This window comes from Roseomonas sp. CCTCC AB2023176 (assembly GCF_042259275.1).
Lineage (GTDB): Bacteria > Pseudomonadota > Alphaproteobacteria > Acetobacterales > Acetobacteraceae > Roseomonas.
Genome location: NZ_CP170086.1, coordinates 66,619 through 79,768, shown reverse-complemented (window position 1 = coordinate 79,768; position 13,150 = coordinate 66,619). Strand labels below are relative to the sequence as shown.

Annotated in this window: 6 protein-coding genes and 2 pseudogenes; 1 reads left to right on the top strand and 7 read right to left on the bottom strand. The window is 70.4% G+C overall.

Features of this window, described 5'->3' with window-relative positions:
- Positions 1-5: 5 nt before the first annotated feature.
- The 6 genes and pseudogenes from istB to istA form a co-directional block, all read right to left on the bottom strand.
- Positions 6-785: an IS21-like element helper ATPase IstB gene (istB, locus tag ACE7GA_RS00365; RefSeq protein WP_376094048.1), complete on the bottom strand. Its 780-nt coding sequence runs from the start codon at positions 783-785 to the stop codon at positions 6-8.
- A 67-nt stretch (positions 786-852) separates the two neighbouring features.
- Positions 853-1,464: a plasmid pRiA4b ORF-3 family protein gene (locus ACE7GA_RS00360; RefSeq protein WP_376094045.1), complete on the bottom strand. Its 612-nt coding sequence runs from the start codon at positions 1,462-1,464 to the stop codon at positions 853-855.
- Positions 1,465-1,478: 14 nt separating this feature from the next.
- Positions 1,479-3,053: an IS66 family transposase gene (locus ACE7GA_RS00355; RefSeq protein WP_376100540.1), complete on the bottom strand. Its 1,575-nt coding sequence runs from the start codon at positions 3,051-3,053 to the stop codon at positions 1,479-1,481.
- A gap of 58 nt (positions 3,054-3,111) precedes the next feature.
- Positions 3,112-3,459 carry an IS66 family insertion sequence element accessory protein TnpB gene (gene tnpB / locus ACE7GA_RS00350; protein ID WP_376094042.1) on the bottom strand — a complete coding sequence of 116 codons (348 nt, stop codon included), beginning with the start codon at positions 3,457-3,459 and terminating at the stop codon, positions 3,112-3,114.
- Positions 3,456-3,860, bottom strand: a complete 405-nt coding sequence (locus ACE7GA_RS00345) for a transposase (RefSeq protein WP_376094039.1) — start codon at positions 3,858-3,860, stop codon at positions 3,456-3,458. The genes tnpB and ACE7GA_RS00345 overlap by 4 nt, the downstream gene beginning before the upstream one ends.
- 104 nt (positions 3,861-3,964) lie before the next feature.
- A pseudogene (gene istA, locus ACE7GA_RS00340) lies at positions 3,965-5,461 on the bottom strand (IS21 family transposase); the annotation flags it as partial.
- A 260-nt stretch (positions 5,462-5,721) separates the two neighbouring features.
- Here istA and ACE7GA_RS00335 point away from each other — a divergent pair.
- A pseudogene (locus tag ACE7GA_RS00335) lies at positions 5,722-6,459 on the top strand (IS6 family transposase).
- 218 nt (positions 6,460-6,677) lie between these two features.
- Here ACE7GA_RS00335 and ACE7GA_RS00330 read toward each other — a convergent pair.
- On the bottom strand, positions 6,678-13,148 hold the full coding sequence (locus ACE7GA_RS00330; protein ID WP_376094036.1) for an MBG domain-containing protein: 6,471 nt from the start codon (positions 13,146-13,148) through the stop codon (positions 6,678-6,680).
- Between the last annotated feature and the right edge of the window lie 2 nt (positions 13,149-13,150).

The window sequence follows — 13,150 nt, the reverse complement described above, 5'->3', positions numbered from 1 at the left end:
GCGGGTCAAGCGGGTGTTTTGGTCCTCCCCTTTCTGGGTTCGGCCGAGCTACTCCTGAACCGGAAGCTGTCGTTGCCGGTCTCCAGGATGTGGCAGTGGTGGGTGAGCCGGTCGAGGAGTGCGGTGGTCATCTTGGCGTCGCCGAACACGCCACCCCACTCGCTGAAGCTCAGGTTCGTGGTGATCACCACGCTGGTGCGCTCGTTGAGCTTGCTGAGCAGGTGGAACAGCAAGGCGCCCCCTGATGCGCTGAACGGCAGGTAGCCGAGCTCGTCGAGGATGACGAGGTCGAGGCGGAGCAGGTGGGCGGCGAGGTGCCCGGCCTTGTTGGCGGCCTTCTCCCCCTCCAGCGCATTCACCAGGTCGACCGTGGAGTAGAACCGCACCTTCTTGCGGCCGTGCTCGATGGCCTGGACGCCGAGCGCCGTGGCGAGGTGGGTCTTACCGGTGCCGGGCCCGCCGATGAGCACGACGTTGTCGGCCCGCTCGGTGAAGTCCCCCCGGTGCAACTGGCGGACGGTGGCCTCGTTCACCTCGCTCGCCGAGAAGTCGAAGGTGGCGAGGTCCTTGTAGGCTGGGAACCGGGCCGCCTTGGTGTGGTAGGCGACGGAGCGCACCTCGCGCTCGGCCATCTCGGCCTTGAGCAGCTGGGACAGGGTGGGGACGGCCGCCTCGAACGCAGGGGCCCCCTGTTCCGCCAGCTCGCCCACGGCCTGAGCCATGCCAAACATCTTGAGCCCGCGCAGCATCACCACGAGGGCGGCGCTCGCCGGATCATGACGCATGGCGCACCTCGCGGGGTATCCATCCGGCGAGGGCCGCCGTCGGCGGAGATTGACGGTGCGGTGATTTTCAGGTGCTCCGCTTACTGATCCGCGCCTTGGCAGAGTTACGGCGCTTGGCGATGCGGCCGAGGGCGATCTTGGTCTGAAGTTCGTCGATGGTCCTCGGGTCATAATCGTCGAGCCACTCGACGATTTCGGCGTGGTCGGGATGGGCTGGATCGGCGGCGATCGCGAGCTTGTCGTAGAACCCGGGGATGCCGCCACAATCCTCGGGCGGGGCGTTCCCTTCACCGGCGACGTAGTGCGGATAGCCGATGCCCGGCTCACCCTGACGGATGTTCGTCAGGATCAGCCTGTGTTCCCAGTCATCGCCGAAATCATAGAGATAGGTGATGACCGTCCGTCGCGGCGTCAGCACCTCGCGCAGACGGACCTTCGCCGCCTCGATGCGCGGCTCCGTGCCCCAGTCCTCGTCCATCGGCAGGCCGAACCGCTGCTGGCCGATGCGGAACTCCCAGAGGTGCTGGTCGAACCAGCCCATGGCGGCCTGGACGACCTCATGCAGGACCTTCAGCGTGATCGAGGTCGGCACCTCGACCTGACGCCAAATGAGAGGGTCGCTGTGGCAGAGCTCGATCCGCAGGGTGCAGATCTCGTTGAGGCTGTCGGCCGCGGACATCGCTATCCTCCCGCTCAGGCAGCCAGTCTCTCAGCGCCCCGCTTCCAGTTCCAGGGCAGGAGCTCGTCGAGGCGGGAGGCGGGGTGGTCGGCGATGCGGGACAGCACGTCGGCGAGCCAGGCGCGCGGGTCCACGTCGTTCAGCTTCGCCGTGACGAGGAGGGTGTAGATCATCGCGGCCCGCTCACCGCCGCGGGGGCTGCCCGCGAACAGCCACGACCGTCTACCGAGGGCGATGCCGCGGAGCGCGCGTTCGGCGGCGTTGTTCGTAAGGCAGATCCGCCCGTCGTCCAGGAACCGGGTGAATGCCACCCAGCGCTTGAGCGCGTAGTCCAGCGCCTTCGCGAGATCGTTGTGACGGGACATCTTGGCCCGGGCCTCCTCCATCCAGGCGTGGAGGTCCGCGACGATCGGGGTGACGACCGCTTCACGGTGCGCCAGGCGTTCCGAGGTCTTCTTGCCGGTGATCTCCCGCTCGGCGTCGAACACCCGGTCGATGCGCCGCACGGCTTCGGCGGCGAGCGGGGCGCGGGCGACCTCGGCGAGTTCGAACGCCTTGCGACGGAAGTGCGCCCAACAGGCCGCCTCGGTGATCGGCCCCGGTTCGCGATTGGGGGCGTAGAGGTCGGCGAACCCGGCGTAGGCGTCAGCTTGGAGAATGCCCGCATACCCAGTGAGGTGCGCCTTCGGGTGTTCGGCCGTCCGGTCACGCGAGAAGTAGAACACGGCCGCCGGCGGGTCTGGTCCGGCAAAGGGCCGGTCGTCGCGGACGTAGGTCCAGAACCGGGCCGTGACCGTCTTGCCGCGGGCGAGCAGCGGCACGGTCGTGTCATCGCCGTGGAGGCGGGCGGCGGCGCGGACATGGGCCACGATGAGAGCGTGGAGCGGCGAGAGGGCCGCCGCCGCCGTGCCGACCCAGTCGGCGATAGTGGAGACGCTCAGCTCCACCCCCTCCCGGGCGTAGGTCTCGGCCTGGCGGTTGAGCGGCAGGTGCTGGCCGTACTTCGCCTCGAGGATCATCGCCAGCAGGTTTGGCCCCGCCCTGCCGCGCGCGATGGGGTGGAACGGCGCGGGCGGCTGGGTGACGCGCTCGCAGGTTCGGCAGGAATGCCGCTCCCGCACCGTCTGGATCACCTTCCAGGATCGAGGGATCACCTCGAGCGTCTCGGTCACGTCTTCGCCGAGCTTGGAGAGCTTGCCCCCGCAGCACGGACAGGCGGTGGGGGATGGGATCACCACCCGCTCCCGCGGCAGGTGCGCGGGCAGTGGGCCGCGAACGGGCCTCTGCCGGACCGGCGCATCCGGGCTAGGCATGCCCGCCCCCTTCGTCGTCTCCGCCTTCGCCGCGTCCTCCGCCACGGTCGCGCCGAGTTCTCCCAACTCGAGTTCCAGCTGATCGAGCAGCTTGCGTCCCCGCTCGGACGACGCGCCGAACTTGTCGTGCCGGAGCTTCGCGATGACGAGCTTCAGGTGCGCGATCATCGCCTCGGCACCCGTCGCGCGCGCCTCGGCCGCCACACGGGCCTCGCGTTCCGCGGCGAGCGCCGCGCGGAGCGCTTCGACATCATCCTGCGGCGTTGACGCGGAGATCACAGGAGAAGTGAATCAGACCCTCGCGCGCCTCGCCAGCGAAAACGTCGTCGCCGTGCTATCCCGCGATCTGCGGTCTGTGTGTGTAGCGCGGGTTCCGCCAATCGATCCCGTCGAGCATGTAGGAGAGCTGCGAGGTGGAGATGGAAACAGCCCCGTCCGTCGCGCTCGGCCACAGGAACCGCCCGTGTTCCAGCCGCTTCGCGTAGAGGGACATTCCAAGCCCGTCGTGCCAGAGAATTTTGACGAGGTCGCCGCGTTTCCCACGAAAAACGTACAAGTCGCCCGCGTGCGGGTCGCGCCCGAGCGCCTCCTGCACCTGCAGCGCGAGCCCGTTCATCCCACGACGCATGTCGGTGTGCCCGACCGCGAGCCAGACGCGGACACCGGAGGGGACGGGGATCACCCGCGCAGCGCCGACAGCAAGCGCCGCAGCGCGGGCAGCGCGATCCCCTCGGCCACCCGCAGCACCGTGCCGTCCGGCAGGATGATCTCGACGGGGTGGCCGCTGCCGTCCGGCACCTTCTCCGACCCCAGCGACGACACCGCCGTCACCGCGCCCGCATCGTCCCGCTCCGGCCCTGGCAGCTCCGGCACGATGCGCAGCGGCACGAACACCGGTCCGTCCTCGACCAGCCGCCCGCGTTGCCGTGCCTCGCGCCATTGCCACAACAGGCCGCGGCTCAGGTCATGCCGCCGCGCCACGTCGTTGAACTTCGCCCCGGGCTCGTCGAGCTCGGCCAGGATCCGCAGCTTCTCCTCCGGCCGCCAGCGCCGCCGCCGCTCGACGCCGTTGATGATCTCCATCCCGCCCCCAGCCTGCTCTTACCGACACTCTTAAGAATGCTCGTAGGAACAGCGGACATGAGGACCGGGGAAGGCGGCACATGCCGGATGAATACCTCGCGGGTCCGCAGCGCGTCGTAGCGTCCGATGTCGGCCCTCGGCTCCTGGCGCAGTACCAGGGCCTGCGGCGCGTCGATGGCCGCGGTCGTGCCGCGTCCATCCGTCAGGCGGTGCAGGATGTTGAGGACATGGGTCTTGCTTGCGATGCCGCCCTCAAGGGCCAGTTCCACGGCGCACAGCACCGCCGCCTCGTCGTGCTGCAGCACGAGGGCGAGGACGTCCACCATCTCCCGCTCGCCCCCGGGTCGCCGCAGCAGCTGGGCCTGGAGGTTGCGGAACGCCTCCGGCATCTCGGCGAAGGGCGCGCCGTTGCGGAGCGCCCCCGGCTTGCGCTGGATCACCGCGAGGTAGTGCCGCCAGTCGTAGACGGTGCGGCGGGGCACGTCGTGCGCGCGCTCGACGATCCGGGCGTGCTCGCATACGGCCTGCCCCTCGGCCACCACGACGAGGCGGTCGGGGTAGACCCGTAAGCTGACCGGCCGATTGGCAAAGGAGGCCGGGACGCTGTAGCGGTTGGCCTCGAAGTGCACGAGGCAGGTCGGCGACACGCGCTTGGCGTGCTCGACGAAGCCGTCGAACGGCCGTCCCAGCGGCATGAGGCTCGCCGTCTCCCGGGCATGCACCTCGGCGACGCTGCCCGGCAACTCTCCGTGCGGGATCTCGCCCCAGCGCTCGATGCAGCGGGCCGCGAGCCAGGTGTTGAGGGCGGACAGGTCGCCGAAAGGCGGCAGGGCCTGCCAGATCTGCCGCCGGGCGTCCTGGACGTTTTTCTCGACCTGACCCTTCTCCCAGCCCGAGGCCGGACTGCAGAACGTCGGCTCGAAGAGGTAGTGGCTCGCCATGGCCCCGAACCGCGCATTCACCTGCCGGACCTTGCCCGAGCCGACGCGGTCCACCGCCGTCCGCATGTTGTCGAAGATGCCGCGGCGCGGCACGCCGCCCAGCACCCGGAACGCCTCGGCCAGGGCGTCGAACAGCATCTCGTGGGTCTGCAGCCTGTAGGCTCGCACCACGAAGGCCCGGCTGTACGACAGCTTGGTGTGCGCGGCCTGCAGCTTGACCCGCTTGCCGCCGATCATCGCCCAGTCCTCGCTCCAGTCGAACTGGAACGCCTCGCCTGGTCCGAAGGCGAGCGGCACGAACACGCCCCGCCCCGTCGTGCGCTGCGCAACCTCCCGATCCGCCCGCCAGCGCCGGACGAAGGCCGCAACCCGCGCGTAGGAGCCAGCGTAGCCCAGCGCGACCAGGTCGGCGTGCAGCCGTCGCGCGGTCCGGCGTCCCTTGCGACCCTTGCTCGCCTCCCCCTCGAGCCATCGCGACAGTTCCCCGGCGAACGGGTCCAGACGGCTCGGGCGCTCGGGTACCTTGAACCTCACCTCGACCGCGTCCGAGCGCGGGTATTTGCGGATCGTGTTCCGCGACAAACCCGTCCGACGCTCGATCTCCCGGATCGAGATCCCATCCCGGTGGCGCCACCGCCGGATCACACTCAACAACTCCATGTCAATCACTCCGATCACCCCGACCGTGCGGTCGAGGACGTGGTCAGACACGGGTCATTTCTCGGCGAAAACTCAGGCCCTCTCCGGGTCAGATCTCAACGCAAATCAACACTCGCACGATCCGGCGCGTGATCCGCGACTTATGCGAGCAGACGCAGATCGCGCGCTTCTTGCAGGACGCATCGGTCAGGTCTGGATGCTGAGGCTGGGGGTTCCGTTGCAGCCTTTGCGCTCGGCAGTGACCGGGGCCATGGTTCGGTATGGCGAGACGGCGGCCACTGGAGGAGATTGCGGCGGGTCGGTCCTTCAAGGGCCGCCAGTCCGCAGCCGAGGTGATCCTCTGGGCGGTCCGGTGATACCTCATGTTCCCCGTCAGCTACCGCGATCTCGATCGAACGCTTGGGGATCGAGGCGTGGGGATCGCGCGCACGACGATCTTTCGTTGGATCGGGGCCTATGCGCCGGAGCTTGAGAAGCGGATCCGGCCGCACCTGCGGATGAGCAACGGCTCATGGCGGGTCAATGAAACCTACATCCGGGTGAAGGGGCGCTGGACGTATCTGTATCGCGCGGTGGACAGCCGCGGAGCGACGATCGACTTCCTGCTCTCGGCCAAGCGAGATGCGGAAGCGGCGAAGTGGTTCTTCCGCAAGGCCCTGGGCCAGCCGCACACGCTCAACCCGTGCACCATCACCGTGGACAGGAACCCGGCCGACCCACGCGCGGTAGGGGAGATGAAGGCCGAGAGCGAGCTCTGGCGCTTCGCGCGTCTGCGGCAGGCCAAGTTCTTGAACAACATCATGGAACAAGACCATCGGCGCGTGAAACGGCTGGTCCGACCAGGGCTGGGCTTCGGCGGCTTCCGGACGGCGCAACGGACGCTGGCCGGCGACGAGGTGATGGCGATGGTTCGGAAAGGTCAAGTTCAGCAGGTTGGGGGACGGAACATGCGAGCGCAGGCCACCTTCATCGCCGAGCTGTTCGGGGTCGCGGCCTGATCAGAGACCCTGCAAGACGCGCTTCGACATAAGCCGAACCTTGCAACACAACCCTTTCGTCGCGCTACGGCCGCGCTCGCTAGTCTGCAGACTGCGTAAGGCAGACGTACCCACCGCGCCTCCCCTGTGCCCGCTTTGGCGCGAACGCTGACAGGACCCATTGGACGTGACATGGCCTCCCTCCGCCGTGAGGTGGACCGTGCCCTACAAGTGCCGCCTCAGGGTGCTGGCCGGCAGGCAGGGCTGGGCGGGAGCGCGCCCGGGGCGCTGGACGTACAGAGCCAAGCGTCGCTGAAGCGCGTATCCTCGAACGAGAGGATCGCGTTCGGTGGTGAGGGGGACGGCCTTCCGAACGTGACAAGCGTGGGCCGAATGACCAGGGCGGCACGCTCGGCGGTGCTGGCAAGCCTGGTCGCGTTGAAATCTGGGGCGGCAGGCGACGCCACCGCTGACACCACGATGAGGTCGGCCCCGTCGAAGGTCAGCACGTAGTTGCCGCCCGCCGTCAGCGTGCCGAGGGTGATGGGGTAGGCACCCGGCGCGCTGGCCGGCGTCGCCGGGGTGGCCAGCGCACCGGAAATCAAATCGGCCCCGACGAGCCCGCGCCCGCCCGTCGTGAAGGTCAGCGGCGGGTTTGGCATGCCCTCGGACCGTGATGCAGGGTCGGCGGTGATCGTCAGCGGGCGCGGGAGGATCGTCAGCACGCCGTCCTGGAAGGTGATCGCGTAGTTGGCGCCGGCGCTGAGCGTGCCGCGCCCGATCGCGTAACTCCCCACCGGCGTCCCCGCATCCGCGGCGGTCGCCGCCGTACCGGAGAAGCGATCGCCGTTCACGAGCCCCGCCCCGCCGAGGGTGACGGTCAGCGCTGGATTCGCATCGCCGTATATGCGGCTCTGCGGATCGGCCGATACGAGGATCGGTCTCGGCGTGACGGTCAGGTCCGCGCCGAGGTAGGTGATGGCGTAGTTCGGATTGCTCGCGTCAGCCAACGTGCCCTGCAGGATCGCGTAGCTGCCGACCGAGCTACCTGCCCTCGCCTCCGTCGCCAACGTGCCCGTGAGGGCGTCGCCGTTGACGAGGCCCCGGCCACCGACGGCATAGGTCAGTGCCGGGTTCGCATCGCCGTAGGAGCGGCTCTGTGGATCAGCCGTGACGGTGATCGCGCGCGGCGTGATGGTCAGGTCGGCGCCGGCATAGGTGATCGCGTAATTCGATCCGGCGTCGAGGCTGCCTTGGGTGATGGCGTAGGCGCCGACCCCGCTCGTCGGTCCGGCTCCCGTCGCGAGGCTGCCCGCCAGAGCGTCACCGTTCACCAGGCCCCGGCCACCGACGGCATAGGTCAGTGCCGGGTTCGCGTCCCCGTAGGAGCGGCTCTGCGGGTCGGCCGTAACGGTGATCGCGCGCGGCGTCACGGTCAGGTCGGCGCCGGCATAGGTGATCGCATAGTTCGGGTTGTTCCCGCTGGTCAACGAGCCCTGCGTGATGGCGTAGGGCCCGACCGGGCTGGTGAGGTCCGCGAGCGTGGTCAGGGCGCCGGCGAGGGCGTCGCCGTTGGCCAGCCCCCGGCCGCCGAAGGTGTAGCTCAGCGTGGGATTAGTGTCGCCGAAGGCACGGGATTGCGCGTCCGCGCTGATCGTCACATCGCGAGGCGTCACCGTCAGCGTGCCCGGCACCGCGACAAAGCGGTAGCGAGGGTCGCTCGCCGCGGTACCCGTCACAGTCGCGGCGTAGTCGCCGACACCTGAGGCCGCCGTCGCAGCCGTGCTGAAGGTCCCGAGCGTCGTCACGTAATCGCCGGCGCGGAGGCCGGAAAAGGTGGCAACGATGTCCGCGTTCCCGTCGCCATAGGCGCGGCTGCCCGCCGGCGTGACCGCCACGACGCGCGAGAGGGCGTAGAGCGTGGGGTAATAGGCCTGCGTCGCGCCGTTGTTCTGGCCCACCTGGTTCGGCGGAGCCCAGACCGTCGCGAAGTCGAAGCCCGCGTAGGTGGTACGGAAGGATGCGAGGTCCTGCATCTGGGCAGTCGTCAGGCCCGTGGTGCCGGTGCTCGATCCCGAGCCCACGCCGTTCGTGCGGCCGCTCGTCTCCTGGTTCCAGACCGAACTTGCGACGGTGCCGCCGAGGTTGAAGCCGATCAAACCGCCGATCGCGCTGCCGCTGCCCGGCACCGTGCCTGTGCTGTAGCTTCGTCGCACGCTGCCGCCGAAGAGCTGGGCGCCGACGAGCCCGCCGACATTCGTATCGCCGCTGACATTGCCCGTCGCATAGCTGTCGGCGATGGTCCCCGTATTGATCGCAACGAGCCCGCCGAAGCCGGAGTTGGAAATGCCGCGCGGCCCGACCGAGCCAGTGGCAGCGGACTGGGTGATGCTGCCGCCGGACGCGTTGCCGCCGACCAGCCCGCCGCCCTGGTTCAGCGCGCGGACGTCGCCGGCCGCGATGGATCGGGTGATCGTGCCGAAGTTCCGGCCTGCCAGCCCGCCGGTCTGCGCGCCACCGGTGACCGGCAGGTCAGTGGCGATGTCGGCGATGCTTCCACGGTTCGTTCCGACGAGGGCGCCCGTGATGTCGCTGCCGAGGACCGAGCCACCCACCAGTCGCAGGTTCGCGGCCACGCCGGTCGTGCCGATCACGCCGAAGAGCCCGACCTCGTTCGTCAGGGGGCGGGAGATGCGCAGGCCGTTGATCGCGAACCCTGCGCCATCGAGACGGCCGGTGAAGCGGCTGGCGTCGGTGCCCACCGGCACGAAGCCGCCCGGACCGAAGACGCCGCTCGCGTTGCTGCCGGACGTCGCCGAGGCGTCGATGTCGGCGGCGAGCCGGTACGAGCCCGCGAGGTCGGTGGCCATGAGCTGCAGCTGGTTGAGATTGCGGATCGTCACCACGCCGTCCGCGCCGGGGGCGGCCGCCTCGGACCGCAGGATCGGACGCAAATCCCTCTGCTGAAACCAGGTGCCGGTGAAATCGAAGCCGGCGTAGGAGGAGGCTTGCCGTGCCTGCGCCGTCGTGAGTCCGGTGACCGAGAGGGTGCCCCCGTTGGCTCCCGCCGCGCTTGACTGACCCGAGGTGTCCAGGTCCCAGAAGCTGCCCGTGACGCTTGCGTCATTCCGTCCTGCGAACCCACCGACGGACGAACTGCCCGTCACCTGTCCTGAGGCGTAGGAGCGGGTGATTGATCCGGAACCGGCGTTGAAGCCGACGAACCCCCCCACCCTCGAGAGGCCGGAGACGGTGCCTGTCGCATAGGAGTCCTCGATCGCCCTGTCGTTGAAGCCGACGAACCCGCCGGTCCAGTCCCCCGTCCCCGTGACGTTCCCCGAAGCGAAAGACGATCGGATCGTCGCGGACGCCGTTTCATTCGTTCCGACGAGGCCCCCGACACTCCCGTCCCCGCTCGCGGAACCCGTTGCGTAGCTGTCGGACAGCGTCCCCCTGTTGTTCCCCACCAAGCCACCGATGGACGTCACACCGCTCACCGCACCCGTGGCGAAGGACCCCTGTAGCGTACCGTCATTGAAGCCGACGAGGCCGCCCACGCCGTTCGCGCCGGTCACCGTGCCCGTCGCGAAGGACCGCAGGACGGTCCCCAGGCTGGATCCGACGAGGCTGCCGACCCGATCCGCGCCTGTCACCGAGCCGCCCGTGAGGCCGATATCCCTGACGATACCGGACAGTCCCAGGTAGCCGAACAGCCCCACCGCGCCGGAGGAGGTGGGGCGGTTGATCGTGAGGCCCGCGACGACCCGGCCCGCACCGTCGAGGGTGCCCTGGAACTCGTTGCTGACGGCGCCGACCGGAGCGAAGCCGCCGGGGCCGAAGGTGCCGCTCGCTGCCGTCCCGCTCGTCGCCGAGGCGTCGATATCGGCGGCGAGGCGGTAGGAACCGCCCAGGTCCGCCGCCATCAACTGCAGCTGGTTGACGTTGCGAACTGGCACGAAGCCATCCGCACCCGCTGCCGCGGCCTCTGCCCGCAGGATCGGCCGCAGGTCTGCCGTCTGGAACCAGGTGTTCGTGAAGTCGAAGCCCGTGTAGCTCCCTGTGCTTCGTGCCTGTGCGGTGGTCAGGCCGGTAATCCCGGCAGCGGAGCCTGCCCCCACCCCGCTGACGAGACCGCTGGTCTGCGTGTCCCAGTAGCTGTTGCTGACGCTGCCCTGCTGCCAGCCGACCAGGCCGCCGAACCGGGTGGGGGCGGTCACCGCGCCCGTCGCGTAGGTTTCCGTCACCGTCGCGGTCGTCGCGACGCGGCCGACCAGCCCGCCCACCGCGCTGGTGCCGGTCGCCGCCCCCTGCGCGTAGGCCTGCGCGATGCTGCTGCCGGCGCCATGGAACCCGACCAACCCGCCGGTGTTCGTCGTGCCCGTCACCGCGCCGGTCGCAGCGGACCGCGTCACCGCCACCTCGGATGTCTGACCGATCAGCCCGCCCGTCGAGGCCTGGCCCGTCACGCGCCCCGCGGCGAAGGCGGCGTCCACCGTGCCGCCGGTCGCCTGGCCGATGAGGCCGCCCGTCGCCGTCGAGCCACCCGTGACGGTCGCGGTGGAGGAGACGCGGCTGACTGGCCCGTCATTCGCCGCACCCAGGAGCCCACCCGTGTAGAGGGCTTGGCCGGTGACGCTGCCGCTGCTCGTCGAATCGGCGATCGCCGCGCCGCGGCTCCAGCCGGCCAGCGCGCCGACGAAGCTGCGGCCGCTGACCTGGGCATCCGCCAGGTTGACGCCGCCGATGCGCCCCGTGCTGTCGCCTGCCCCGACCACGCCGAACAGGCCGATGTAGAACTCGGACGGCCGCTGGATCGTCAGCCCGGTCACCGTGCGGCCCGCGCCGTCCAGCGTGCCGGTGAAGGGCGCCACGTCGTTGCCGTTGGGCCGGAAGCCGCCACCGCCGTTCCAGGCGGCGGTGCCGCGCGCGTCCACGTTGTTCGCCAGGACGAAGCTGGCCGCAAGCAGCGCGGGCGAGGTGCCGATGCCCTGCAGCCCGTAGATGTCGGTCAGCCGCCAGGGATCGGCCGCGGTGCCAGTGCCACCCGCCGCGCGCAGGAAGCTGCCGCCGTCCACGCGGAAATCGGCGGTCGCGAAGGCCGGGAGAACGGGCGCGTTCTGCACCCAGCTTCCCGCCTGCAACGTGAAGCGCGCGACGGACACGTCGGCATTGCCCGCGATGGTCCCGCCCGCGTTCAGCGTCAGGCCCCCCGCACCGGCTGAAATCCCGGCGTTCAAGGTGATGCCGCCGGCCGCCGAAAGCGTCAGCGTCGCGCCCGACGTCCAGGAGAGCGCGCTGTTGACGGTGATGTTCCCCGCCTCCGCCCCGCCCGTGCCCGTCGAGACCGCGACATTCGCCGTGCCCAGCGCGGTCAGCAGCGTCGTCGCGTTGATGTTGCTGCCCGCTCCGCTGGCGGCGAAGCCCCCGGCGTTGGTGTCGGGCGCGGCGGAGATGGTGATGTCGTAGGGGTCGAGCAGCAGCGTGCCCATGCGGCCCTGCGGGGCGCGCAGGTCCGTGGTGCCGCGGTAGCCCAGCGTCCCGCGCGAGGACACTTCGGCCTCGCCGCCATCGCCGCCGGCCGGACCGCCGCGCGCCTGGATCGTTCCGCGGAAGTCGGTGGCGCGTTCGCTCCAGACCACCACGTCGCCGCCACTGCCGCGCCGCGTCGCATCGGCGCGGATCGTGCTGGCGGCGTCCATCCGCACGCGGTCGGCGCGTTGCAGCGGTCCGCGCCCCTCGCGCCCGCCACCCACGCGCACGGTGCCCCCACCCGCGGCGCCGGAGGCGTCGATCGTCGCGCCGCGGAGGGCGATGTCGCGCCCCGTCACCGTCACGGAGCCGCCGTGGCCGCCGGGGGAGGAGGCGTCGAGCCGGCCGGTCACGCGAACCGACCCGCCCTCTCCGCCCGACAGGATGATCGCGCCGTCGCGGCCCGAGACGGAGGTCGCCTCGATGACGCCGGAGAGGTCGATCGCGCGCCGCGCAGCCTCCCGCGCCGTGGCGGCTGCGATCTCCACCCGGCCGCCCGGCACGCTGATCGTGCCGGCCTGGCGGATGAGCGGGCCGCGACCGGCACCGCCGCTGGGCATCTCGACCTGGAGGAAGCCGTCGCCGGTCAGGTCGAGCGTCGCGCGCTCGCCGGCGCCCAGCCCCACCCGGCCTTGCGGGACGGAGATCGTGCCCGTGTTCTCGACGCGGCCGCCCAGCAGCGCGGCGTAGCCGCCCGCCGCCGTCGCGATGCGCCCGGCATTCGTCACCGCCGCCGAGGCGCCCCCGCCCGAGAAGCGGGCCCGCCCGGCGCGGAAGTCGTCATCCGTGATGCCGAGGGTGGAAGCCACGAAAGCCGCCGCGTTCACCTGGCCCGTCGGCGTGATGCTGATGCCGTTGGGGTTGACGAGGTACACGCCGCCATTCGCGTTCACCGCACCCGCGATGGTCGAAGGGGTGCTGCCCGTCACCCGATTGAGGATCGCCGAACCCGTGGAGGGCTGCTGGATGTCCACCCGCGCGCCCGACCCCACGGAGAAGCCCCCCCAGTTCACGATGGCCCGGTCGGAGCCCTGCTGGATGGTCATCCACCCGGCGGTCGGCGTCGCGATCACGGCGGTACCGGACGCCACGCTGCCGCCCGTGGGCAGCGTCTGCGCCCCGGCAACGGCGGTCAGCGCCGTGGTGGCGAGCAGGGCGGCGAGGAGCGGGAGGCGGGGCATGG